At 54.1% G+C, this 25322-nt stretch carries 23 protein-coding genes and 1 pseudogene; 22 read left to right on the top strand and 2 right to left on the bottom strand.

Features of this window, described 5'->3' with window-relative positions; all coding sequences use genetic code 11:
* The first annotated feature begins 272 nt into the window (after positions 1 to 272).
* From HC248_RS16775 to HC248_RS16765, 3 genes are read left to right on the top strand one after another with little or no spacing between them, the layout of a single operon-like run.
* Positions 273 to 2432, top strand: coding sequence for a putative bifunctional diguanylate cyclase/phosphodiesterase (locus HC248_RS16775; RefSeq protein ID WP_168923476.1), 2160 nt, complete (start codon positions 273 to 275; stop codon positions 2430 to 2432).
* Positions 2433 to 2463: 31 nt separating this feature from the next.
* Positions 2464 to 4236, top strand: a complete 1773-nt coding sequence (locus tag HC248_RS16770) for a GspE/PulE family protein (protein ID WP_168923475.1) — start codon at positions 2464 to 2466, stop codon at positions 4234 to 4236.
* A gap of 3 nt (positions 4237 to 4239) precedes the next feature.
* On the top strand, positions 4240 to 5478 hold the full coding sequence (locus tag HC248_RS16765) for a type II secretion system F family protein (RefSeq protein ID WP_168923474.1): 1239 nt from the start codon (positions 4240 to 4242) through the stop codon (positions 5476 to 5478).
* Between the two features lie 411 nt (positions 5479 to 5889).
* On the opposite strand, the gene HC248_RS18040 is transcribed toward HC248_RS16765, so the two are convergent.
* Positions 5890 to 6159: a transposase gene (locus HC248_RS18040; RefSeq protein WP_168923473.1), complete on the bottom strand. Its 270-nt coding sequence runs from the start codon at positions 6157 to 6159 to the stop codon at positions 5890 to 5892.
* 38 nt (positions 6160 to 6197) lie between these two features.
* A pseudogene (locus HC248_RS18035) lies at positions 6198 to 6347 on the bottom strand (IS256 family transposase); the annotation flags it as partial.
* Positions 6348 to 7148: 801 nt separating this feature from the next.
* On the opposite strand from HC248_RS18035, the gene HC248_RS16750 reads away from it, so the two are divergent.
* The 19 genes from HC248_RS16750 (at position 7149) to HC248_RS16660 (ending at position 25242) form a co-directional block, all read left to right on the top strand.
* Positions 7149 to 7547, top strand: coding sequence for a type II secretion system protein (locus HC248_RS16750; RefSeq protein ID WP_168923471.1), 399 nt, complete (start codon positions 7149 to 7151; stop codon positions 7545 to 7547).
* A gap of 76 nt (positions 7548 to 7623) precedes the next feature.
* The gene (locus tag HC248_RS16745; RefSeq protein ID WP_168923470.1) at positions 7624 to 8106 is read left to right on the top strand and encodes a pilus assembly FimT family protein; all 483 of its coding nucleotides are present in this window, start codon (positions 7624 to 7626) and stop codon (positions 8104 to 8106) included.
* Positions 8099 to 8494, top strand: a complete 396-nt coding sequence (locus HC248_RS16740) for a type II secretion system protein (protein WP_168923464.1) — start codon at positions 8099 to 8101, stop codon at positions 8492 to 8494. The genes HC248_RS16745 and HC248_RS16740 overlap by 8 nt, the downstream gene beginning before the upstream one ends.
* Entirely contained in the window at positions 8491 to 9489 is a 999-nt protein-coding gene (locus HC248_RS16735; RefSeq protein ID WP_168923463.1) for a PulJ/GspJ family protein, read from the top strand. The genes HC248_RS16740 and HC248_RS16735 overlap by 4 nt, the downstream gene beginning before the upstream one ends.
* On the top strand, positions 9486 to 9881 hold the full coding sequence (locus tag HC248_RS16730) for a hypothetical protein (RefSeq protein WP_168923462.1): 396 nt from the start codon (positions 9486 to 9488) through the stop codon (positions 9879 to 9881). Before HC248_RS16735 ends, HC248_RS16730 begins: the two co-directional genes overlap by 4 nt.
* Positions 9878 to 12637, top strand: a complete 2760-nt coding sequence (locus HC248_RS16725) for a DUF6701 domain-containing protein (RefSeq protein ID WP_168923469.1) — start codon at positions 9878 to 9880, stop codon at positions 12635 to 12637. The genes HC248_RS16730 and HC248_RS16725 overlap by 4 nt, the downstream gene beginning before the upstream one ends.
* Positions 12634 to 13785 carry a hypothetical protein gene (locus HC248_RS16720; protein WP_168923468.1) on the top strand — a complete coding sequence of 384 codons (1152 nt, stop codon included), beginning with the start codon at positions 12634 to 12636 and terminating at the stop codon, positions 13783 to 13785. The genes HC248_RS16725 and HC248_RS16720 overlap by 4 nt, the downstream gene beginning before the upstream one ends.
* A gap of 331 nt (positions 13786 to 14116) precedes the next feature.
* Complete coding sequence (locus HC248_RS16715; protein WP_168923467.1) at positions 14117 to 14305, top strand: hypothetical protein; 189 nt, start codon at positions 14117 to 14119, stop codon at positions 14303 to 14305.
* A gap of 605 nt (positions 14306 to 14910) precedes the next feature.
* On the top strand, positions 14911 to 15330 hold the full coding sequence (locus tag HC248_RS16710; RefSeq protein WP_168923466.1) for a type II secretion system protein: 420 nt from the start codon (positions 14911 to 14913) through the stop codon (positions 15328 to 15330).
* Positions 15331 to 15366: 36 nt separating this feature from the next.
* Entirely contained in the window at positions 15367 to 15891 is a 525-nt protein-coding gene (locus HC248_RS16705) for a pilus assembly FimT family protein (RefSeq protein WP_168923465.1), read from the top strand.
* The gene (locus HC248_RS16700) at positions 15884 to 16279 is read left to right on the top strand and encodes a type II secretion system protein (RefSeq protein ID WP_168923464.1); all 396 of its coding nucleotides are present in this window, start codon (positions 15884 to 15886) and stop codon (positions 16277 to 16279) included. The genes HC248_RS16705 and HC248_RS16700 overlap by 8 nt, the downstream gene beginning before the upstream one ends.
* Complete coding sequence (locus HC248_RS16695; protein ID WP_168923463.1) at positions 16276 to 17274, top strand: PulJ/GspJ family protein; 999 nt, start codon at positions 16276 to 16278, stop codon at positions 17272 to 17274. Before HC248_RS16700 ends, HC248_RS16695 begins: the two co-directional genes overlap by 4 nt.
* The gene (locus HC248_RS16690; RefSeq protein ID WP_168923462.1) at positions 17271 to 17666 is read left to right on the top strand and encodes a hypothetical protein; all 396 of its coding nucleotides are present in this window, start codon (positions 17271 to 17273) and stop codon (positions 17664 to 17666) included. The genes HC248_RS16695 and HC248_RS16690 overlap by 4 nt, the downstream gene beginning before the upstream one ends.
* Entirely contained in the window at positions 17663 to 20473 is a 2811-nt protein-coding gene (locus HC248_RS16685; protein WP_168923461.1) for a DUF6701 domain-containing protein, read from the top strand. The genes HC248_RS16690 and HC248_RS16685 overlap by 4 nt, the downstream gene beginning before the upstream one ends.
* A complete protein-coding gene (locus HC248_RS16680; RefSeq protein WP_168923460.1) occupies positions 20470 to 21627 on the top strand; it encodes a type IV pilus biogenesis protein PilM in 1158 nt (385 codons plus the stop codon). Before HC248_RS16685 ends, HC248_RS16680 begins: the two co-directional genes overlap by 4 nt.
* A gap of 6 nt (positions 21628 to 21633) precedes the next feature.
* Complete coding sequence (locus HC248_RS16675; protein WP_168923459.1) at positions 21634 to 22281, top strand: PilN domain-containing protein; 648 nt, start codon at positions 21634 to 21636, stop codon at positions 22279 to 22281.
* Complete coding sequence (locus tag HC248_RS16670; protein ID WP_168923458.1) at positions 22278 to 22919, top strand: hypothetical protein; 642 nt, start codon at positions 22278 to 22280, stop codon at positions 22917 to 22919. The genes HC248_RS16675 and HC248_RS16670 overlap by 4 nt, the downstream gene beginning before the upstream one ends.
* Positions 22916 to 23392: a hypothetical protein gene (locus tag HC248_RS16665; RefSeq protein WP_168923457.1), complete on the top strand. Its 477-nt coding sequence runs from the start codon at positions 22916 to 22918 to the stop codon at positions 23390 to 23392. Before HC248_RS16670 ends, HC248_RS16665 begins: the two co-directional genes overlap by 4 nt.
* Positions 23389 to 25242 carry a pilus (MSHA type) biogenesis protein MshL gene (locus HC248_RS16660; RefSeq protein ID WP_168923456.1) on the top strand — a complete coding sequence of 618 codons (1854 nt, stop codon included), beginning with the start codon at positions 23389 to 23391 and terminating at the stop codon, positions 25240 to 25242. The genes HC248_RS16665 and HC248_RS16660 overlap by 4 nt, the downstream gene beginning before the upstream one ends.
* Positions 25243 to 25322: the final 80 nt, after the last annotated feature.

The following is a 25322-nucleotide window of genomic DNA, read 5'->3' as shown; positions in this document are numbered from 1 at the left end:
AATATTGGCATGCACAACTGACGTGCTATTAGCTTTTCGTATCATGTCGAGGACATAAAACTATTTTCATTTTCATTTTCATTTTCATTTTCATTTCCATTTCCATTTCCATTTCCATTTCCATTTTTATAGATTTTCTTTCCCGCTTGAAATCATTGTTCATAGCAATGATTTACTATCAAGGTGTAACAAAAAGATTTTATATGTCGGTTTCTGCTACCGGTGTTTATGATTTATCTATTCAATTGTCTGCTTGCGCTCAGGTATTTCCGATGATCAAAATTAACGCACTGTCAACGACTTCCGATAGCGGGGTGACCGCCTCAGTACCGGTTGCACTTGAAATAGTGGCTCAAAATCAATCGGCTGTCTCGCAGTTGCTACCGGACAAAGCTGGTCGAAAACTTGCGCAAATTCGACTGCAGAACCATTACCGTATCCTCAAAATGTTGTCGGATAATGCTGGTCTTGATAGCGTTTTGCAAGCCATTGTTGCCTATGTGGAGACCGCTAATTCCTCGTTAATCTGCAGCATACGGTTGGCTGATGTGAATGCGTCTCAGGTCTACGATTGGCCGACAACTCCTTGTCTATGGGAATCCATAGTTTCCATTAAAGGTCAGGTGCTGGGCATTTTCGTTATCTCTAGCGCACAGGTTGGACAGCCTGATGCGACAGCGCTTGAGTTCATGAAATATGGAGCTAGTCTCGCCGCTATAGTCATTGAGAAAAAAATGGCTGAGACAGAATTGCGGTTGGCCTCATCTGTTTTTGATCACACCCATGAAGGCATCATGATTACAGATGTCAATGGTGCGATATTAAAAGTCAACAAGACTTTCACCAGTATTACAGGCTTTGACATGCTGGACGCGCTAGGAAATACGCCGCGAATGTTGCGCTCGCCTAACCAGGCGGCTGAGCTTTTTCCGCTGATGTATGAAACCTTGGCAGCCAATGGGCAGTGGTCTGGCGAGATTTGCAACCGGCATAAAAATGGCACTGACTTCACTTCAAAAATGACTGTTAGTTCGGTATTTGATGCCGCTGGGCAGACGGTTAATTACGTCGCTATGTTTTCTGACGTTACCGAGTCCACACGTCACGCGTTGCAACTTAAATATATAGCCCACTACGACGACTTGACTGGTCTGCCTAACCGCGTGTTGCTGGCTGACCGGTTGCAGCAAGCCATCATTCAGAGCAACCGATTCCAGCGCTCCGTAGCAGTCGGTTTTATCGACCTTGACGGGTTTAAAGCTATTAACGACGCTTGGGGTCACAGTACTGGAGATGCCTTGCTGAGCGTGCTCGCCCTTCGCATGAAGGCTGTGCTGCGCGAAGGTGATACGTTGGCGCGCATAGGCGGTGATGAGTTTGTGGTGGTCTTGGTAGACATGACGCTAGAGCAGGACTATCAAGTGGTTATGGAGCGCTTGCTTCAGGCTGTCAGCGCGCCCGTGCAGATTGGCCCGCAGTTGCTGCATGTTTCCGCCAGCATTGGTGTGACCTTGTATCCCGCTGATCGGTCCGATCCTGATTTGTTGATGCGTCACGCCGATCAGTCTATGTACCAGGCCAAACAGTTGGGGCGTAATCGTTTTCACCTGTTTGACGTTGCGGAAGATGTCGAAATTCAAACCCGCCAGCTCAGTCTAGAGCAGATTGAGCGCGCACTGAAAAATCATGAGTTGGTGTTGTTTTACCAACCTAAAATTAATATGCGTACGCAGCAACTCATTGGTGTTGAGGCGTTGATACGTTGGCAGCATCCCGAGCGTGGTCTGTTGCTGCCAGTAGAATTTTTGCCCCAGATAGAAAACCATGCTTTAAGCGTGACGCTGGGTTACTGGGTAATTGATACGGCGCTGGCGCAAATGAGTCAGTGGCAGGCGCTGGGCCAGAACATCCCAATTAGCGTGAATGTGAGCGCACGTCATTTACAGCACGATCTATTTGTGCCGCAGCTTCAAGAGCTGTTGGCGCGCTACCCGCTTTATCAGCGCGATTTTTTAGAGCTTGAATTGCTAGAGACCAGCGCCTTGCAAGATATTGTCAAGGTCTCTAGTGTGCTCAATGCCTGTGCTGCCATGGGTGTGCGCTCGGCGCTGGATGATTTTGGTACCGGCTACTCTTCTTTGGCACATTTAAAGCGTTTGCCGTCAGAAGTCATCAAGATAGATAGGCACTTTGTGCGCGACATGCTCGAAGATCCAGACGATTTAGCGATTGTCAAAGGTATCATCGGTTTATCCGCGGCCTTTTGCCGCGACGTCATCGCTGAAGGTGTTGAGACGTATGCCCATGCGTCTTTACTCATTGAGCTAGGTTGTTTGCAAGGACAGGGCTTTGGCATTGCCCGTTCCATGCCAGCAGACAGTTTCCCCAACTGGCTTGAGACTTGGCAGCAGTCAGCGATCTGGCAAGCATAGATAGGCGCTTACTTAGGAAAGAAATCCCTGGATGCCAACTGACATCGTTTCCGCTCAATTAAATCCGTCGGTTAAGCCAGAAAGACCTATTGATCCGCAAAAGTTAAGGCTTGGCGATGTGTTGGTGCTGCAAGGCCTTATCAGCGCTACGCAGCTGGCGCAGACCTTGGCACTGCAGCGCCAGTCGGGGAAAAAATTCGGTCGTTTGCTGATAGACGCGGGTATTCTCACCGAGACAGCCTTAGCCAAAGCGCTGTCACTGCAATTGCAGATACCTTTCGTCAATCTGAACACTTTTCCGGCTGTCGCCACTGTCGTGCAACTGTTACCGGTCTGGGCTGCGCGGCGCTATGGCGCGTTGGTGTTGGAAGATCAAGGCGATGCATTGCTGGTGGCGCTGTCCGATCCCCTCGATCTATTTGCTTTTGATGAACTGGGTCGGCTGCTCAAACGCAAAATTGTGATTGCTGCTGTTGCTGAAAGCCAGTTAACGCAGGCCTTTGATAGGCTTTATAGACGTAGCGAAGAAATCAACAGCCACGCACGTGCGCTGCAGATGGAATTGGGTGAGGCTCTCGATTTCGGCGAACTCAGCGCCAACGCGGGCCTTGATGGCGCGCCTGTGGTTTTGCTGTTGCAATCACTCTTTGAAGACGCTGTTCAGGTGGGCGCATCCGACGTTCACATTGAGCCGCAGGCCAATGAGTTGCAAATCCGGTTGCGCGTGGACGGTTTGCTGCAAGTACAAAAAATGGTCGACAAACGCATTGCCGGAGCCATCGCGCAACGCCTCAAGCTAATGGCTGGGCTGGATATCTCAGAAAAACGCTTGCCCCAAGACGGGCGCTTTAGCCTGCGTTTGCAAGACCAGACATTGGATGTGCGGCTGTCTACCTTGCCGACCAGTTTTGGCGAAGCCATTAGTCTGCGCTTGCTCAGCCAAGGCGTGCTGCGGCGGCGGCTGGACTCCATAGGCATGCCCGAGCCCATGCTGCTGCGCTTTCGCGAACTGATTTCGCGTAGCTCAGGGCTGGTGTTAGTGACAGGGCCGACCGGCTCAGGAAAAACCACCACGCTATACGCCGCGCTGGCCGAGATCAATGCCGATGAGCTCAAGGTCATCACGGTGGAAGACCCGGTGGAATACCGCATGGACGGTATTACTCAAGTTCAGGTCAATGACAAGATAGACCTGAGTTTTGGCCGTGTGCTGCGCGCCACGTTGCGGCAAGACCCAGACGTTATTTTAGTCGGTGAGATGCGCGACGCCGAGACCGCCGAGATCGGGTTGCGTGCAGCTCTGACTGGCCACTTAGTGCTTTCGACCTTGCACAGCAAAGACGCGATTAGTACACCGTTTCGTCTACTCGACATGGGCGTGCCGCCCTTTATGGTCGCCACCTCGCTGCAGGCGGTTATCGCCCAGCGGCTGGTACGACTCAATTGCGTCGAATGCGCTCAAGAGCATCGACCTAGTGGGCGTGAAAAATCCTGGCTGACCGCTATTGAACCCGGTCCGCTACTGACAACCTATCGCGGCACAGGTTGCGCAGCTTGTCACGGTACTGGCTATTCTGGCCGCCAAGGCGTTTATGAGTTACTGGAGATGGATGCGGTGCTGACTCAGGCCGCGTCTCAAGCCGAACCGGCTGCATTTCTACAAGCTGCGCGTGAGCGCATGCAAGGCAAAACACTGGCTCACCATGTGTTCGAGCTAGTACGACAAGGCCGTACGTCAATTGCTGAGGCGTTGCGCATAGGGCTGGATGCCGAGCTGGTAGTCGAAGATGGGCAAGAGGTTTAACGCATGTCTAATTACAGTTGGCGTGGGCGCAATACGCGAGGTGAAGCGGTTGATGGTCTATTGCTAGGACAAAGTCACAAGGATGTGGCGGACCAATTGATGACAATTGGCATCACGCCGATTGACATCGTGTTGACGTCTCCACCGATTGCCAGCGAGCTCAACCGTTGGATCATCAGGATGAATCTAAAGCCGGTGGTCAGAGAGGATATTTTGCTGTTTTCGCGTCAGATGTACACCTTGAACAAAGCCGGTGTGCCGCTGTTTCGTGCACTTTCTGGTTTACAGGCTTCAGCTACCAAGCCGGCCATGGCTGATTTGTTGAGAGACTTGCGCGCCAGCTTAGACCAAGGTCAGGAATTGTCGGCCGCGCTGGCCCAACACCCCAAAATTTTTGACCCCTACTACGTGGCTATGTGTAAGGTCGGCGAGATGACCGGTCGTTTGAGTGAGATTTTTCTACGCTTAAATGAGCACCTAGAGTTCGAGCGCGAGATTCGAGAGCGTATACGCCAAGCCATGCGCTACCCGTCGTTTGTGGTGATTTCACTGGCCATCGCGCTGGTGCTGGTGAATATTTTTGTAATTCCTGTATTTGCCAAAGTTTTTGCTGGCTATAACACGGAACTACCGCTGATCACGCGCGGATTACTGGGTTTTTCTGCATGGATGCTGGCTTGGTGGCCGCTGCTACTCGCCGGTTTGGGTATATCGATTTTTGCGATTAAACGCTATGTGGCCAGCGTGGTCGGGCGTCATCAGTGGGATCGGCTCAAACTGCGATTACCGATTGTTGGCGATATTGTCCTTAAAGCTACATTGGCGCGTTTTGCACGTAGTTTTGCACTAGCCAGCCAAAGCGGCGTGCCGCTTTTGCAATCTCTGACTATTGTTGCCATGACGGCGGATAACGCTTATGTGAGCGAGCGTATTTTGCTCATGCGTGACGGCATAGAACGCGGTGAAAGTATTGTGCGCTGCGCCGCTGTTGCCGGCGTTTTCACACCTGTGGTGCTGCAGATGATTGATGTGGGTGAAGAGACCGGCGAGCTAGACAGCCTGCTGTTTGAAATTGCCGGAATGTATGAACGGGAAACTAGCTATAGCATCAAGGGCTTGTCTACCGCGATAGAGCCGTTGTTGCTGGGTGTGATTTCGGTGCTTGTGCTGATGCTAGCGCTGGGAATTTATACCCCGATGTGGAATATGGGTCAGGCTGCTATGGGGCGGGGTGGTGGTTAGAGAAGTCGATCGTTTATTGCCTATAAGTTGAGCGTGCGCAAAATTTGCTATAAAAAATGTGTATCTCTGACGGTGGGCATACGACTTTTGAACTGAATGGTAGATCTAGTCAATGCGGTTTACTAATGTCTAAGCAGCACTGTCTATTTTTTAGCCGTGTTGCTCAGCGCCAGGTTAAACAGCTTTAGCAACGCCTCGCAACTTGGTAGTAGCCCCCTACTCTAGGTGACCTCGCGTAAGCTCATATTTACCGACTTAATGGCGTTGGTCGTTTAAATGGCCCGGTAGATCTCTGGTGGAGATTTAAAGAAAGACGCAAGCGTGCATCAATTGATGCGCCAAGACTTCACGATAGTCGGATAGTTATTTCCTCGTGGGGTTTCGAATTCATCCAGCCGCAGCCAAGCCTCGTCAACGTTCGCAGCGCTGTAGTTGTCTTTTCAGTCGGCAGCTACCACCTTGCGCATCTTCAAGCTCACAAAGTTTAGACAGTTGCGCACAATATTCACTTAGCAAAGCTGCCCCACCGTTTGTGGGTAGACCAGTCATACTGGCCTCAGTAAATCCTTTAAGACCATCATCAAAGGAAAGCAAGAAGTCTTTCACACTCCGATTTTTAAGTTCAGTGACCATCTGCAGCCAGAATAGGGCCTCTTCGTTCGGAGCTATCCACCGTTCCAATAGCTTTTTTCACCGGCCACATTCACACTTAAGCATTACTACATAGCCTTGACTCGAATAATGCTTGAATTGCGTGTTTTGACCTGGATGTAGTCAAGATAAACGATGGGGTACAGCGTGCCTAGTGGACGAGGTTGCTGAGCTTTGGCCTCATCCATCACAGCGACTGTGACTGACGAAGTTGAGGTCGTTGAAACTTCGGTCCTTTAGATCACTAGCAGGTGGGGTTGAGCCTTGAGCACTGTCATGTCGCTGGCGTATAAAAATAATATCTTGTCGTCAAAGTCCGTCCAGCGTGATTAGTGCTTGGGCGCAATTTGAGGTTCAAAACTGCCATGGCGATCGCAGGAATTGTCGATAAGCAGTTCGACAAATTCACCCTTGAGAGTTTTGTTGCTCTTGCCAGTTCGAGTGCTACCAAGCGTTAGCTAGGTTTACGGTTTTCGCAAGGCCAAGGTATTCCGCCATTTCGGACTGCAAGGCTCGTTTGACTAAATGCTTGGTCAAATTGAGTAAGCAGACTTTTTGTAGTCTGCGAGTAAACGGGCTATCAATTCGTTGCTGACGGGAATAGTTCACCTTACTTGATGCTTGGCAATTTCCTTACATTTGATCCTTTACAAAAAACTTAGGATACCACCGTGTCGTTAACTGCCCAGGTCGGTCGTACTGTGCGAACACGGTTTTACTTGCACGCCTTTGGCTATTACTTAGTAGCTGACTCACACACATACTTCACGTGGCATCACCTAACGCAAATCAATCTAGCCTTACGTCCGCTCTGTTAAAAAATGATCTTTAGTTTCAATTTATTTGTGAGTAGCACATAAATCTTGTTTTTATCAAAATTTATGTTTCTTTTTAAATCAAAAAGTAATTAAAAGTAAGTAATTAAGTAATTTTCTTTAACAATAGATAATTTTTATAAATTTTAATTGTTTTAAAAACCAATCATTTATGAAATATTTTTAACAAATAGGGGTTTATATATGAAGTTACTAAAAAAACAGCGTGGTTTTACATTGGTCGAATTAGTCGCTACTACAGTCATTTTAGGGGTCTTGGCGGCTGTGGCTATCCCTAAGTTCATCGATTTAAAGGGCGATTCGGCGCAGGCTTCCGTCAAGGGTATTGCGGATACTCTTACCACGGCTGGGAACGCTAATTACGCTACGCGCAGTGTCACACCTACCGCAGGTTTTGCTTCAATTAAACAAAGTTGTAGTGACTTTACGCCAAATCTTTTTGATTCTAAAGTTTTGCCGGATGGTTTTAAGGCTTCTGGTGCTAGTAGCATGATCTCTGGCAACAACATATGTACTTTGACGCGTAAAGATAGTGATGGATCCGAAAAAACTGCAGATTTTGTTATAATCGGTGTTAACTGAGATTAATCTTATCTTGTATCAATGTTTCGCTTCGAAAAGTTGTGCGACTTTGTGGGTTAAATACAATCAAAAACGTTTGCGACAGTCCGGCATCACCATGGTGGAGTTACTCACTGTGGTGGTCATACTAGGCGTGTTGTCTGTCTATGCTGTTCCGCGCATGATGGACAACAGCAGTTTTTTTGCCCGCGGTTTCCATGATGAAACCATCGCTTTGCTGCGATACGCGCAAAAGTCCGCGATCGCTCAGCGGCGCAATGTTTGCGCGACTTTCACTGGTACGTCGGCGCAGCTTTCTATTGCCTCTACTGCGGGCGGTGCCTGTGATACAGCCCTGTCTGGCCCGGCGCAGAACTGTAGCCAAGGCTTACCAGTAGGCGTTAAGGCCTGTGTTCAAGCGCGCAATGGTGTGTCTTTCAGCGCTACACCTGCTGTGCTGACATTTGATGGTTTGGGTCAGCCCACCTTGGGTGTTCAATCCATACAAGTGGCGGTTGACGGCGTGCCTATCTCACTCCGCATCGTGATTGAAGACTCTACCGGCTACGTCCATGACTAAGCCTTCTGAGCGTGGTTTTACGTTAATTGAGATGATTATTTTTTTGGTCGTGGTCTCGGTTGCCATGGCCGGCTTGCTGCAGGTGATGGCGGTGGCGGTGAAATTTAGCGCCCTGCCTTTGCAGAGAAAACAAGCGGTTGAGATGGCCCAAGGACTGCTGCAAGAGATGGTGCAAAAAGACTACTCAGAAATTGTGACGCCGCCAGCCCAGAGTAGCGTGAACGGCTTGCAGGCATCGGTGCTGGTCAGCGACGCTGGCGCGCTCGGCAGTGCCTCAACCCCTCTTGTAGAGACTAAAAAAATTGCCGTCACGGTGCAGTTTGCCGACCAAAGTCTGAGCTTGACTGGCTACCGCTCTAACTACGATATGACGGGTGCAGGGAAATGACAGACCGGCGCTATCTACCAGACTCAGCATACCCACCACGCTCACTACGCCGGCGGCAAAGAGGCTTTACGCTGATTGAAATGGTGTTGGTCATCACCCTCATGGGCGCGCTGGGCGTGGTCGTGGTGGTGGCCATGAAAACGCCAATCGATACCTATCTGGCCGGCAGTCGCCGCGCCGACTTAAGTGACTCGGCCGACACGGCGCTGCGCCGAGTCAGCCGCGACCTGCGCAAGGCGCTGCCCAACAGCGTGCGCTTAGTCGCTAACGATGCGCAGTGCCTAGAGTTCATCCCCACCCGCACCGGTGGGCGCTACCGAGAAGCGATAGACAGCCGCGCAGCGCTGGCGCAGACCAATTTAAATGTGCTCGACTTCAACCTAGTCGCGAGCAGTTTTAATATGCTGGGCGAGAACCCGGCGTTGCCCTCAGATCAGCACATTCGCACGGGCGACTTGGTGGCGGTCTACAACCTAGGCAGTGTGGGCTCTGATGCCTACCGGCTCGACAATGTCGCTCAAATTAGCGCTAGTACGCTGGCCATACCCGGCGGGCTGCTGAGCGGCGTGAGTTACGGGCCTGAAACACAGCTTCAAATTAGCGGGCGCAGCACGCCTTTTCCCCTGCCATCCGCGAGCAAACGCTTTCAAATCATTCCCGGCGATGAGCAGGTGGTGAGCTACGTCTGCTCTGGTGCCGGCCTAGACGCGGCGGGCAACGGGCAGGGCACGCTTTACCGCTACGCAAGAAGCGCACTGAGTAATGCGCAGGGCCTAACCGCCTACCCCCCGCCCACCAGCTGTGCGGCCATACTTACCAACCTTAATGCGGTAACTGACAAGCCCGCCGTGTTGGCCAGCAATGTCAGTGAATGCCGTTTTGACTACGACAGCGCCAGTGGCCATTTAGGCCTGGTGCGTTTGGCGCTGAGTGTGACACGTAGCAATGAGACCGTGCGCCTGAGTGCCCAGACTGGTGTGGAGAATTTGCCATGAGGCTAATGCCGGCTAAAAAGCAGCGTGGTTTCGCTATCTTTGCTGCGGTTTTTTTTCTCGTCGTGGTCGGCGCGATGGGCGGCTATATGCTGCAGTTCTCCAGCGCGCAGCAGATCAACGGCGCACAAGACTTGCAAGGCACGCGCGGCGAGTGGGCGGCTCAGGGCGCAATGGACTGGGCGATTGCCAGCGTGTTTAAAACTGGCGCTTGTGCCTCGCCGCCCACGACGCTGGAGAGTTTTTCTATCGCTATTGCTTGCGTTCCGCAGGCCTATGACGAGGCGGGCGTGACGACACGGATTTTTCATATCGATGTGACGGCCCAGAATCAACTCGCGCCCAGTACATTGGGTTTTATTGAGCGTAGCCTAACGGCGACGGTGGAAAAATGAGTCGCTACCCTTCTGTCGTCGTGCGTAAGCCAACCCGTTTGGTGGCTTTGCTGCTGTGCCTGTCTTTGCTACTGGTGGGCATGCCGGTGCAGGCCATAGATTTTCATTTCTCCAGTGACGCCAACAGTCTGCCTGCCGGTTGCAGCATCATCAGTGCCGACAACTATGTTTGTTCTAGCCTGACGCTAGCCGCTGGTGACACATTAACCGTCGTATCTACCGCGCCGGTCACGCTAAAAATAGACGGCGCTTTTACCGCTGGCGCTAGCAGTTTTGTGAATGCAACAGGCCAAGTTGCCGATCTGACTATTTCGGTTGGCGCAGCAGCAGCGTTGGGCGCTAATGTGATTGCCAATGCCAATATCATCGGCTCAGCGGCGGTGTCGGTTGGTGCAGACAGTAAATTGGGAGGAAGCATCAGCACTGTCGGCGGCGCTATTGTCCTGGGCGCGGGCAGTACAGTGGTTGGGGCTGTCAGTACTGATTCAGGTGCACTCACCGTTGGCGCAGGTAGCAACGTGACAGGTAACGTCTCAACCGTCAGCGGTGCGCTTACGCTGGGAGCCAGCAGCCAAATCGTTGGCAACATCAGCACCGTCACCGGCGCCATTACCTTGGGCGCACTTTTCAACGCGGATGGCAGTATCTCGACTGAGTCAGGTGTAATCAGCGTGGGCGCTGGAAGCGTCGTTAAAGGTAGCATCACCAGCACAAGCGGCGTTATTGGTGTAGGGGCGAATAGCCAGGTCAGCGGTGCAATCGCCAGCGTCAGCGGTGCGGTTACTGTGGGCGCAGACTCTGTTGTTAGCGGTGGCGTTGCCAGTCAGACCGGTGCTGTTACCGCGGGTGCAGGTGTTGTTGTTTGTGGATCCTCGTATGCTGCTGGGTCGGTTTGCTCGCTGAATGCGGCTGCTTTTGATTGTCTTGAGCACAGCGCCAATCAGACTTTGGATAGCACATCGCGTCGTCCGCTTTATACCCGGCTAGCTGGCCAGACGTTTGCTTTTGACGTGGTGGCGCTCCAAGTTAACGGCAATCTTCAGACAAGCTACGTAGTGAACGGTGGCCCCTCCAAAACTTTAAGCCTAGAACTAGTGGACGGCGCTGACAGCACGGCTTGTGAGTCGCGTGCCGCTGTCGGGTCAGCGCAGTCTCTGGTGTTAAGTTCGACTGACCAAGGACGCAAAGTCTCGCCTGCTTTGGGGGTGACATCAGCCTATGCCAGCTTGCGTTGCCGAATCCGGGACACCACTGTGAGCCCCGCACTGGTGTCATGCTCGTCCGAGAGTTTTGCGGTGCGGCCAAGCGGTTTTACCGTTACCTCGCCGGATGCCAATGCTGACCCTAGCGGTAGCGGCGCCAGCGCTGCATCTGTGATTAAGGCCGGTGCACAGTTTGGTTTGACCGCCACCAGCAGTGCTTTGGGTTACAAAGGCACACCAGTGTTAGACCCCAGCCAGTTGCAAGCTCATGCTGGTGCGCTGCAGGTCGGCGCGCTTTCGGGTAGTTTTGGTCTCGCCTCGGCGGATATTGGTGCTGCCAGTGGCATAAATTTTCGCTACGGCGAGGTCGGCTATTTCAGATTAAATGCGGGTGCGTTGGTGGACAGCTCGTTCACTGCTCAAGATCAAGCAGCGGGTCGCTGCGTGGCGGGCTCTTTTTCTAACCAAGTAGACGCCAGCGGTCGGATTGGCTGCAATATTGGCAGCTTAGAGAGTCCATTTTTTGGCCGCTTCATACCCGACCATTTCGCCGTCAGCGCCGGCCGTTTTGCCAACCGCTGCAGCGGCGCGGCTTGTACCGATGTGGCCGGCCCGAGCGAGTCGCGCTTTACTTACGCGGGTGAGGACTTTTCCATCCGCAGCTTTACCCTCAGTGCCAGCAACGGCTTTGCGCCGTCATCGATTACCCGTAACTACGACGGTGCATTTGCCCGTTTTGATGCCACTGCAGCGGGCAACTTTGGCTTTGCCGCGGTGAACCTAACGGATGGAACCACGCCAACGAGTGCCACCGCGTTTGCCAATGGCGGTGCGGCGGGTCAGTTGCAGCTGCTGTCCTCTGAGGGTCAATGGACGGAAGGCGTCGGGCGTATGAGTGCGGCGTTTAGGCTGAACCGAACGGCTGCACCGGCGGGTCCCTTTGAAGCACTTCGCATTGGCATAGACCCTTTGGATTTAGATCAGGTTGGGGCGTTGACGGGGGATAAAAGCCTAGCCAGTCAAGTCGGCACCAGTGCAGTCAACGACCGGGTGTTAATTGGCAGCAGCATTATTCGCCATGGTCGGGTGCGCTTGAAGTCTAGTTGCATTTCTGAGCTGCAGGATTTACCCCTTTCACTGCGCGCCGAGTACTGGGATGGTCAGTTCTGGCGCTTAAACGCGGACGATATCGGCACACGTGTGACGCTCTCAATTGCACCAGTTAGCACGCCTGATATCAGTGCCAAGACCTGCGTATTGGAAAGCGCCAACCTCAGCGGCAGAGGCTGTGCGCAACCGGTTGCAGTGGCGGGACGCAGCTTTTTGCAAGGCGGCTTAAATGGCACGGACAGCCAAGGTGTTGCCGGCTTTGCGGGTAATTTCAATCTCTGGCTCAAATCTCCGGGCGCGGGTAACTCCGGTGGGGTTTCAGTGTCAGCCGCTGTGCCCACTTGGTTGCAGTTCGCTTGGCAAGCTAGCACTCTTAGTAATCCAGTGGTCAACGCGAATTTTGGCAGTTGCAGTCCGGTGATTTACAAACGGGAGAACTTTTGAGCATCTTTTCAAGCAGCGCTGGCCGTTCATTTCGCTGGCCTTGGCAGCGCAAGGCTGGTGGCCAGCATTTGGTGCTGTCTTGGTTTGAAGGCACACTAGCCTATTTGCGACTGGAGTCCGATGCCTCTGGCGCCAAGGTGTTGCTTGACTGCGGCGTAGAGAGTCAAGGCATGGACCAGCTGCAAGACTTTGTGAAACGTTTGCAGGACTTAAATCTCAGAGGTCTGGCGGTGCAGATTATGTTGCGCCCCGGTCAATACCAGATGTTGGAGATAGACCGGCCTGCGGTAGCTTCTAGCGAGCTGCGTCAGGCTGTGCGCTATCAGCTGCAGGACATACTGCAGTCACTGGTGCCGCGTGTGGGTCAAGACACATCTCAAGACATCACGCTGGATGTGATGCCGGTCGGACTTGTTGGTGGTGACGCAACATTGGGGCCTTCCCGCATCTTCGTGGTCGCCGCTTCTAATCCGCTGCTACGTGACCTTTTGGTGCTGGCTGATGCTATGCAATGGACGGTCTCTTTGATAGATATTCAAGAAACGGCTCAACGCAACTTGCAGTTAGTGCTCGCTGATCGAAATGAGCACCGCGAGCAAGGTGAACATGCCCAAGCCAGCTTGCTATTCATCGCCGGCCAAGCGGCGGTGCTGACAATTAGTGCGGGTCAAGCGTTGCTCTACACCCGGAGCATAGAGCTGCCAAAAGGGTTTCTCGCCGACCACTGGCACGTGGATGGGCAATCCAACGCGTCGTTTGTTGAGCCGAAATCCGCATACGCTACGGAGTCGACCAGTGCGCAGGACTACCGCGGCCAGCAGCATGCGATGACTCAGGCTAGTGCGGGTTTGTTTGACCCTCAGGCGCCAGAAGGTCGGGAGCTGGTGCTGCAGTTGCAGCGCTCGCTAGACCTTTGGGAGCGTTCACGCGCGGGTCGACGTTTGAGTAGTCTGCAAGTTTTTGCGGGCAGCTACAGTCAGCTCTGTGCGACCTGGTTGATTGGGCGACTAGGGCGCAGCGTACGACCGTTAAATGCGACTGGCTTGCTTAGCGGTTTCGAGCCGGGCGTTGGCCCTCAGGCCAATGAGTTAGCACTTTGTCTGCCGTTGTTAGGAGTGCTTTTACGTCAGTCTTCCCCGCTTCTCTAGGAAGTCATAGTTGCTCAAATTAACCAATATTTGCGTTTGTTGCGTAGCCGGTAATTTTTTGCTATGCCTATTGCTTTTGACGCTGCATGTTTTTGCCTAGGTTTGGGTGATCTTGCTGAGTTACTACGCCGACGATGACTCTGACGCCTTTTTTCCTCCGGCATCTCACTCGATGTCACGCCGAAGATCGACTCTGGCAACAGCATCATGTTGCATGTACGCCCTTCGGTGACCATGGTGACCGAGAAGAATCGGCAAATTGACTTGAACTATCGTGGCAGCTACAACCTGCCGCTGGCTTCAAGCCAGCGTGAAACAGACAAATAGCATAGTGAAACCATATACGGTGACGTCGTCAACACTGGCGCTTTATATAGATACGTTGCAGCCGCCAGTCTTTTGGCCTACCCGTCTCGGGGACAACACCTTGCGCGCAAATTTGTTTGGCAACCGGATCAACAACGGGCGTAAAAAAGAAGTGCTGGTGCTGATCAAGCCGACGATTATTCGCACTGCCTAAGACTGTGAAGCACAAATCCGCAATGCCTCCACCCCGCTAGACGAGATGGATACGGTACGTGCTCAGGTGATTCGCCTCGATGGTAGTTTTGCGGCCAGACCGCTTGTTGCGCTCGCCAAGTTAACGTCATAGTCTTTTAAGAATTGGCTTCGTGTCATCGTCTTGATTGAAAAGTTCTCGCCTTCGGCATCTGTGCTGAGAAGCTAATTTCGTTCCTTTCTCGCGCCAGACTAGCTGCGGTTATTGAACTTAATCATTCGATATTGGTCATCTTAGGTCCTTAATTTTCTTGTATGTCTATCGACGGATACTTCTATTTGTCGTCTTGTCCCGCGCTTGCTAGAGCGTTGGCTTTGCAAGTGATCTCCTCGATGTAGGACTTGTGTCAGGCGTCTACTCAGCAAAAGGATTGGTAGTACTAAATAATTGTAATAAATTTATTAGTCTCAATATGTGACAATTAAATTAATTTAATTATTTTTAGTATACAAATGCGTCAATTTTCTGACATCACATTTATAATGTGATTTGTATAGATTTTGTGAATTTATCTGTCTTAAAAAGACAGCAACATATTTATTTATTTAATGGTGCTCAATATGAAAATGCAAAAAACACAACGCGGTTTTACTTTAATTGAATTGGTTGCAACAACCGTGATCCTAGGTGTGCTGGCTGCTGTGGCCATCCCTAAATTTACGGACTTAAAGGGTGACGCGTCGCAGGCTGCTGTCAAGGGTGTTGCGGATACTCTTACCACGGCTGCGAACGCTAATTACGCTAAGCGCAGCGTTACTGGCACCACAACTGATAGCTTTGCGACAGTTGACACAGTTATTACATGCGCAACTGTCGCACCGCTGCTTCTAGCGAGTGGTTTGCCTACAGGTTACACGGCTAGCCCTGCTGTCGGTGCTGCTGCTGGTGCCGTACTGGTTGTCGGCAACAACCTCTGCACCTTAACTCTCACAGAAACCAACAATACGCCCAAAACCGCTCAGTTCGGGGTAATCGGTATTCTCTGAAGCTAGGAATTTAGCTTGTGCTATGGCCTCGCGCTTTTGAGTCGTCAGTCCGTATTTGAGATAGTCCGACCTGCACGTTTGCTGCAATCGGGTATTTCATTGTTGGAGCTCATCACCGTCGTGACGGTGCTGGGCGCTTTGTCTGCCTATGCTGTTCCGCGCATGATGGACAACAGCAGTTTTTTTGCCCGCGGTTTCCATGATGAAACCATCGCTTTGCTGCGATACGCGCAAAAGTCCGCGATCGCTCAGCGGCGCAATGTTTGCGCGACTTTCACTGGTACGTCGGCGCAGCTTTCTATTGCCTCTACTGCGGGCGGTGCCTGTGATACAGCCCTGTCTGGCCCGGCGCAGAACTGTAGCCAAGGCTTACCAGTAGGCGTTAAGGCCTGTGTTCAAGCGCGCAATGGTGTGTCTTTCAGCGCTACACCTGCTGTGCTGACATTTGATGGTTTGGGTCAGCCCACCTTGGGTGTTCAATCCATACAAGTGGCGGTTGACGGCGTGCCTATCTCACTCCGCATCGTGATTGAAGACTCTACCGGCTACGTCCATGACTAAGCCTTCTGAGCGTGGTTTTACGTTAATTGAGATGATTATTTTTTTGGTCGTGGTCTCGGTTGCCATGGCCGGCTTGCTGCAGGTGATGGCGGTGGCGGTGAAATTTAGCGCCCTGCCTTTGCAGAGAAAACAAGCGGTTGAGATGGCCCAAGGACTGCTGCAAGAGATGGTGCAAAAAGACTACTCAGAAATTGTGACGCCGCCAGCCCAGAGTAGCGTGAACGGCTTGCAGGCATCGGTGCTGGTCAGCGACGCTGGCGCGCTCGGCAGTGCCTCAACCCCTCTTGTAGAGACTAAAAAAATTGCCGTCACGGTGCAGTTTGCCGACCAAAGTCTGAGCTTGACTGGCTACCGCTCTAACTACGATATGACGGGTGCAGGGAAATGACAGACCGGCGCTATCTACCAGACTCAGCATACCCACCACGCTCACTACGCCGGCGGCAAAGAGGCTTTACGCTGATTGAAATGGTGTTGGTCATCACCCTCATGGGCGCGCTGGGCGTGGTCGTGGTGGTGGCCATGAAAACGCCAATCGATACCTATCTGGCCGGCAGTCGCCGCGCCGACTTAAGTGACTCGGCCGACACGGCGCTGCGCCGAGTCAGCCGCGACCTGCGCAAGGCGCTGCCCAACAGCGTGCGCTTAGTCGCTAACGATGCGCAGTGCCTAGAGTTCATCCCCACCCGCACCGGTGGGCGCTACCGAGAAGCGATAGACAGCCGCGCAGCGCTGGCGCAGACCAATTTAAATGTGCTCGACTTCAACCTAGTCGCGAGCAGTTTTAATATGCTGGGCGAGAACCCGGCGTTGCCCTCAGATCAGCACATTCGCACGGGCGACTTGGTGGCGGTCTACAACCTAGGCAGTGTGGGCTCTGATGCCTACCGGCTCGACAATGTCGCTCAAATTAGCGCTAGTACGCTGGCCATACCCGGCGGGCTGCTGAGCGGCGTGAGTTACGGGCCTGAAACACAGCTTCAAATTAGCGGGCGCAGCACGCCTTTTCCCCTGCCATCCGCGAGCAAACGCTTTCAAATCATTCCCGGCGATGAGCAGGTGGTGAGCTACGTCTGCTCTGGTGCCGGCCTAGACGCGGCGGGCAACGGGCAGGGCACGCTTTACCGCTACGCAAGAAGCGCACTGAGTAATGCGCAGGGCCTAACCGCCTACCCCCCGCCCACCAGCTGTGCGGCCATACTTACCAACCTTAATGCGGTAACTGACAAGCCCGCCGTGTTGGCCAGCAATGTCAGTGAATGCCGTTTTGACTACGACAGCGCCAGTGGCCATTTAGGCCTGGTGCGTTTGGCGCTGAGTGTGACACGTAGCAATGAGACCGTGCGCCTGAGTGCCCAGACTGGTGTGGAGAATTTGCCATGAGGCTAATGCCGGCTAAAAAGCAGCGTGGTTTCGCTATCTTTGCTGCGGTTTTTTTTCTCGTCGTGGTCGGCGCGATGGGCGGCTATATGCTGCAGTTCTCCAGCGCGCAGCAGATCAACGGCGCACAAGACTTGCAAGGCACGCGCGGCGAGTGGGCGGCTCAGGGCGCAATGGACTGGGCGATTGCCAGCGTGTTTAAAACTGGCGCTTGTGCCTCGCCGCCCACGACGCTGGAGAGTTTTTCTATCGCTATTGCTTGCGTTCCGCAGGCCTATGACGAGGCGGGCGTGACGACACGGATTTTTCATATCGATGTGACGGCCCAGAATCAACTCGCGCCCAGTACATTGGGTTTTATTGAGCGTAGCCTAACGGCGACGGTGGAAAAATGAGTCGCTACCCTTCTGTCGTCGTGCGTAAGCCAACCCGCTTGGTGGCTTTGCTGCTGTGCCTGTCTTTGCTGCTGGTGGGCATGCCGGTGCAGGCTTTGGACAACTATTTCTCGGCTGATGCGACCCGTTTACCGGCCGGTTGCAGCATCAGCAGCCCTAACAACTATGTTTGCTCTAGCCTGACGCTGGCCGCCAGTGACACCGTCACCTTCGCTCCTACTAATAGCCCGGTCACGTTAACGATAAACGGTGCTTTTGACGCCGGTGCCAGCAGTCTTATCAACAGTGTGAACCCGGTTGCCAACCTGACTATTTCGGTCGGTGCCGCAGTTTCGCTGGGCGCGAGTGCGGTTGCCAATGCCACTATAGTGGGCTCAGCTGCCATCACGGTAGGTGCTCAAAGCAAGGTAAGCGGCAGTATCAGTTCTGGCGACGGTGCCATTACATTGGGTGAGTCTAGTAATGTGAGCGGAGCCATTACTACGGATTCGGGCGGGCTCACTTTGGGCGCTTCCAGCAAGTCTGGCTCTCTCTCTACCAATTCGGGCGGGCTCACCATAGGCGCTTCCAGCGTTGTGTCCGGTAACGTTTCAACCGGCAGTGGTGCGATCACCCTAGGCGCGAGTGGCCAGGTCGCAGGCAATCTCACCAGTGTCTCCGGCGTCATTACCGCGGGTACGTCTGTGGTGATTAATGGCAACATATCAACTGACAGCAGCGCAGTGACCACGGGTGCTGACAGTATTGTCAATGGCAATGGCAATGGCAATGTCAGTAGCAATGGCGGCGTCGTCACTCTGGGTGCGAGCAACAATATCAGCGGCGCAGTCACCAGCGGGAGTGGTGCGGTCACTGTGGGCGCGAGTTCTAGTATTGGAACTGGTCTTTCCAGCCAGAGTGGTGTGCTCACGGTGGGCGCTGGCGTCACTTTTTGTGGCAAACCCTATGTCGCTGGTGCGGCTTCCTTTGATTGTCTTGAACGTAACGCTAACCAGACCTGGGACAGTGCAGCACGCCGTCCACTTTACACCCGGCTGGCGGGTCAGACATTCGCCTTTGATGTGGTCGCTTTGCAAACTGACGGTAGTCTTTTAAGTAACTATGTAACCAACGGTAGTTCGGCCAAAACGCTAAGCTTAGAACTAGTGGACGGCACTGGCAGCACGGCTTGTGAGTCGCGTGCCGCCGTCGGGTCACCCCAGTCTTTGGTCTTTAACGATACCGATCAGGGGCGCAAAGTCTCGCCTGCTTTGGGGGTGACATCAGCCTATGCCAGCTTGCGTTGCCGAATCCGGGACACCACTGTGAGCCCCGCACTGGTGTCCTGCTCGTCCGAGAGTTTTGCGGTGCGGCCAAGCGGTTTTACCGTCACCTCGCCGGATGCCAATGCTGACGCCAGCGGCAGCAGCGCCAGTGCTGCGCCTGTGATTAAGGCCGGTGCATTGTTTGGTTTGACCGCCAACAGCAGTGCCTTAGGTTACAACGGCACACCAATGTTAGACACTAGCAAGTTGCAAGCCCATGCTGGCGCGCTGCAGGTCGGCGCGTTCGCGGGCAGTTTTGGCACCGCCTCGGCGAGTACTGGTGCGGCCATCGGTACGAATTTTCGCTACGGCGAGGTCGGCTATTTCAGATTGAATAAGGGGGCAGTGGTGGACAGCTCGTTCGCCGCGACAGACCAAGCGGCAGGTCGCTGCGTGGCGGGCTCTATCGAAAACGTGATAGATACGAGTGGCCGGATTGGCTGCATTATTGGCAGCTTAGAGAGTCCATTTTTTGGCCGCTTCATACCCGACCATTTCGCCGTCAGCGCCGGCCGTTTTGCCAACCGCTGCAGCGGCGCGGCTTGTACCGATGTGGCCGGCCCGAGCGAGTCGCGCTTTACTTACGCGGGTGAGGACTTTTCCATCCGCAGCTTTACCCTCAGTGCCAGCAACGGCTTTGCGCCGTCATCGATTACCCGTAACTACGACGGTGCATTTGCCCGTTTTGACCCCACTGCAGCGGGCAGCTTTGGCTTTGCTGCGGTGAACCTAACGGATGGAGCCACGCCAACGAGTGCCACTGCGTTTGCTAATGGCATTGCGGCGGGTCAGCTGCAGTTGCTGTCCTCTGAGGCTCAATGGACGGCAGGCGTCGGGCGTATGAATGCAGCGTTTAGGCTAAACCGCACAGCTGCGCCAGCTGTGCCTTATGAAGCTTTTCGGATTGGCATAAACCCTTTGGATTTAGATCAGGTTGGGGCGTTGACGGGGGATAAAAGCCTAGCCAGTCAAGTCGGCACCAGTGCAGTCAACGACCGGGTGTTAATTGGCAGCAGCATTATTCGCCATGGTCGGGTGCGCTTGAAGTCTAGTTGCATCTCTGAGCTGCAGGATTTACCCCTGTCACTGCGCGCCGAGTACTGGGATGGTCAGTTCTGGCGCTTAAACGCGGACGATATCGGCACACGTGTGACGCTCTCAATTGCACCAGTTAGCACGCCTGATATCAGCGCCAAGACCTGCGTATTGGAAAGCGCCAACCTCAGCGGCAGAGGCTGTGCGCAACCGGTTGCAGTGGCGGGACGCAGCTTTTTGCAAGGCGGCTTAAACGGCACGGACAGCCAAGGTGTTGCCGGCTTTGCGGGTAATTTCAATCTCTGGCTCAAATCTCCGGGCGCGGGTAACTCTGGTGTGGTTTCTGTGACAGCTTCTGTACCGATTTGGCTACAGTTTGCTTGGCAATCGAGTAACCTAAGCAATCCGGCAGCTAATGCGAATTTTGGCAGTTGCAGTCCGGTGATTTACAAACGGGAGAACTTTTGAGCATCTTTTCAAGCAGCGCTGGCCGTTCATTTCGCTGGCCTTGGCAGCGCAAGGCTGGTGGCCAGCATTTGGTGCTGTCTTGGTTTGAAGGCACACTAGCCTATTTGCGACTGGAGTTCGATGCCTCTGGTGCCAAGGTGTTGCTTGACTGCGGCGTAGAGAATCAAGGGATGGACTCGCTGCAAGACTTTGTGAAACGTTTGCAGGACTTAAATCTCAGAGGTCTGGCGGTGCAGATTATGTTGCGCCCCGGTCAATACCAGATGTTGGAGATAGACCGGCCTGCGGTAGCTCCTAGCGAGCTGCGTCAGGCTGTGCGCTACCAACTGCAGGGCATGCTGCAACCGCTGGCGCCCGGTGTGACTCAAGACTTGACGCAGCAGCAAGACATCACGTTAGACGTGATGCCGGTCGGACCTATTGGTGACGGATCCGAATCAGATCAAGCCCGTCTTTTTGTGATCGCTGCTTCCAATCCGGTGCTGCGCGATCTCTTGGTGCTGGCTGACGCTATGCAGTGGACCGTCTCTGTGATCGATATTCAAGAAACGGCTCAGCGCGACCTACAGTCAGCGCTGGCTGAACGCGATGAGCCAAGCGAACAAGGTGATCAAGCCCGCGCTAGCTTGCTACTCATCGCCGGCCAAGCGGCGGTGCTGACGATTAGTGCGAGTCAAGTACTGCTTTACAGTCGACGCTTGGAGTTGCCCAAAGGTTTTCTCGCCGACCAATGGCATGTGGACGGTCAATCTAAGATGTCTTTTGTTGAGGGGCAAATAGTGCAGACCGCAGAGTCGGTCGGTGCGCAAGACTACCGTGGCCAGCAGCATGCGTTGACTCTGGTCAGTGCGGGTTTGTTTAACCCTCAGGCGCCGGATGGTCGGGAGCTGGTGCTGCAGTTACAGCGCTCGCTAGACCTTTGGGAGCGTTCACGTTCGGGTCGACGTTTGAGCAGTTTGCAGGTATTTGCGGGTCAATACAGTCAGTCTTGTGCAACTTGGTTGACCGGCCGACTTGAGCGCAGCGTACTGCCGTTAGATGCGACTAGCCTTTTGAGTGGTTTTACGCCTGGTCTAGGTCCTCAGGCCAATGAGTTGGCTCTTTGCTTGCCACTGCTGGGCGCTTTGCTGCGCCAGCCAAGTCCGCTTGTTTGACGCGTCATGATTTACCAAATCAATCTTTATTCCAATTCGCTGCGTCGGCAAAAACTTTACTTTTCGCTGCGCGTCTTGCTCTTGACTCTGCTTGGCTGTGGATTGCTGGGGGCCTGGCCCACGTATTCGTGGATGCGAACGTTAGAGCAATCTGGTGTGCAGCTTCAAGCTCAGTTGGATTTGCAAGCTCGCGAACTGGAGAGTGCTAAGGCCAGCCTGCTGCAAAACACGCCTGGCAGTGGCTCGCTGGCTACTAGTGTGGCGGCGCAGCTGTTGGTGCAGCGCGCGCAAGTGCAAGCGCAGGGCCAGCAGCTAGCGGAGTTGCAGCGCGGCCAAATCGTGCCAGGTCAAGGCTATGCGGCGCGGCTCACTTTAATCGCCAACAGTATTCCGGCCAACGTTTGGATTACGGATATCAGCGCTGACGCTGGGCGGCTGGAGCTGGGCGGCTTCACGCTAGCGCCGTCAGCGATTGATAAGTGGCAGACGACGCTGGCAGCCAGTCCTTTGTTAAAGGGCCAGAGCCTCGCGGCCATTCGGGTCGAGAAGGCGAAAGAAAGTGATAGCCTTAAAGCGTCCAGCAGTGCGCCACCGCTTTGGACTTTTACGCTCAAAAGTGCGCCGGTATTGCTCAGCGCTGGGAGCCAGCTATGAAACTAGAGGGACTGATTGCAAGCGTTCGCGTAGCACAGCTACGCATCAATGCTTGGCCGCTAAAGCTACGTGTGCTGCTGTTTGCTGCGCTGCTCTTGGGTGGTGCGCTAATGGGCTATGCGACATGGATAGAGCCGCTACAGCAGGCCAATGGCTTGCTGGTCAAGCGCTTTGCGCTCCAAACGGCGCAGCTCAAAAAGGCCCGTAGTGAGCTCGATGTCGCTTTAAAAGCGAGTGCTGCAAATAAGGATATGGCCGAGATGGCCGCTAACAACCTTAGCCTGAAACGCTTGAGCCAGCAGCTTGATCAGACGCGGCCACCCGCAGCGACACCCTTGGCGCAGACACTGACCGAATTGCTGCGCCGGCGCGAAGGGCTCACGCTGCTGCGGCTGTCAGCGGTGATACCGGCAGCCGACATCGCGCCGAAAAGCGCCGCTTCTGCCGCCCACTCAGGTGCACTGACGCGGCAAGGTGTGGAAATGTCAGTTGCCGGTAGTTATTCAGAGCTCACACTTTATGTGCAAGCGCTGGAGACGGCTTTACCCGATCTGCGCTGGGGCAAACTAACGCTTAAAAGTAGTGCTCAGATATCCGAGCTAAGTTTGCAGCTGTTTGTTCTTGGTGTTGCACCATGATGGCGCTGCGCAGGTTTTTTCATTTGCTGATGTTGCTGACTTTGCTCGTTGGCCAAGCGCAGGCGCAAAGTTTGCGCGACCCGACCCAGCCTCCGCAGTTGCTTACGCCTATTACCCAGTCTGGCGGGATGAGTAGCGCCAGCGCTAACCCACAGCTCGTGCCGAATGGAATTAGTCTGGTCGTGCGTCAAGGTAAAACCTATTTGGTGTTCGGCAACCGTCTGTACGCAGAAGGCCAGCAAATTGGCGCGGCGCGTATCGAGCACATCACCGAGACTGAGGTCTGGTGGCGTGAGGCCGGCGTGCTCCACAAGCAACAAATATTTCCCGGTATTGAGAGGCGCACCGCAGAACCGGTGCCAGCGCGCAGCGCTTGCCGACTCGGCCAGTCATCCCGCATCGTCTCGGACGCAGCAGGTGTCGCAGGCACGCCATACACACCAGACGACTTTTGTCACAAGGCCCAACCGTGATTTCTCAAATACCCATACTCCCCCCGTCCCCAGTCTTGCCAAGACTGCCCCAGCGTTTTGTGCTGAGCAGCGTGTGTGCGCTCACGTTGCTGGGTTTGCTGTCAGCCTGCAGCGTCAACAGACCACTCAGAACGCCAGATGTAGGCGCAGTGATTCGCGCCGAGATCAAGCCAGAGGCGCCAGCGCCAGTAACGGAATTAGCCTCCGCCGAGGCCGCAGCACTCGCCTCAGGGCGCAGCGTGCCGCCGCCCGAGCTCAAAATTGATTTATTGGTGAACAACGCCCCAGTGCGGGATGTGTTTCTCGCGCTGGTGTCTGATACCCGTTACAGCATGCTGCTGCATCCGGATGTAGCCGGCACGCTGTCAGTGGCGCTGCGCAACGTGACCTTGGTCGAGGCTTTGGAGTCTATTCGTGATGTTTATGGCTACGACTTTAGGATAGATGGCCAACGCATCACGATTTATGCACCCACGCTGCAGACGCGAATTTTCACCGTCAACTACCCGATCTCCCAGCGCACCGGCAGCAGCGAGCTGCGCGTCTCCTCCGGCACCACGCTAGCGCCGAATAACGGTGTCGGCAGCTCAGGCGCGAGCGGTCAATCGATTGCATCTTCTGGTGCCAACAGCAATCAGGGCGAAGGTAGCCGCGTAGTCACCGCTTCTAAAACCGATTTGTGGAGCGAGCTGGCCAACGCCGCGCGCAGCCTGATAGGCCCTGGTGAAGGCCGCAATGTGGTGACCAGTCCGCAGGCCGGCATCATGGCGGTGCGGGCCATGCCAAGCGAATTACGCGAGGTGGAGAAGTTTCTCAAAGCCGCGCAGATCTCAGTGCAGCGCCAAGTCATGCTGGAGGCCAAGATTGTGGAGGTCGAATTGCGCGATGGCTTTCAAGGCGGCATCGACTGGTCAATCCTGAGAAACCGCAGCAACAGCTTTGCCGCCGGCACGATTAGCGGCAACACCAGCAGTGCAAGTAGTCGCAACGCCTTGGTAAGCGGTGTGCAACCCGGTCTGCCGGGCTTTTCTGGCGGCCCCAGTGCGTTGGCCGGCCCGCTCTCGCTGCCGGCTGCCGGCGCCGGCTTATTTGGCTTGGCGTTTGCAGGCGGCGGCTTCCAAGCCGTGCTGGGTTTTCTGGAAACGCAGGGTGATGTGCAAATTCTCTCTAGCCCCCGCATCGCCACGCTGAACAACCAAAAAGCCGTGCTCAAGGTGGGCAATGAGGACTTTTTTGTCACCAACGTCTCCAGTACTTCTACGCCTATTGTTGGCGCTGCAGGCACGGTGGGTAACAGCCAGCCAGCGGTGACGCTGACGCCTTTTTTCTCTGGCATCTCGCTTGATGTCACGCCGCAAATCGATTCCGGCAACAGCATCATGCTGCACGTTCACCCTTCGGTGACTACGGTGACCGAGAAGAATCGGCAGATTGACCTGGGTAACGGCGGCAGCTACAACCTGCCGCTGGCTTCAAGCAGCGTGAACGAGACCGACACCATGGTGAAAATCATAGACGGCAATATCGTCGCCATCGGCGGCTTGATGCAGATACAAAGCAGTCGTCAGTCTTCAGGTCTACCCGGCTCGGGGGACAACACCTTGCTCGCCAACTTGTTTGGCAACCGGGTCAACAGTGGGCGCAAAAAAGAAGTGGTGGTGCTGATCAAACCGACGATTATCCGCACTGCCGAAGACTGGGAATCGCAAACCCGCAGAGCCTCTACCGCTCTAGACGAGATGGATACGGTACGCGCCCGGGTGATTCGCATCGATGGCAGTTTTGCGGCTAGCCGGCCTAAAGTGCCTGCACCAACAACGCCAACGCCAGTGCCAGCATTGGTTAAGTAGTCGCTTTGTATGAATACGCCAGTTAATGTCGGGGCAATGCTGTGCTTGTTGGCTGCAGCTAACTGTTCAGTTGCGCTTGA

The sequence above is a fragment of the Polaromonas vacuolata genome (assembly GCF_012584515.1).
In the GTDB taxonomy this organism is placed as follows: Bacteria; Pseudomonadota; Gammaproteobacteria; order Burkholderiales; family Burkholderiaceae_C; genus Polaromonas; species Polaromonas vacuolata.
Note: the sequence above shows the minus strand (reverse complement) of the source record. Positions and strands in the feature narration are given on the sequence as shown.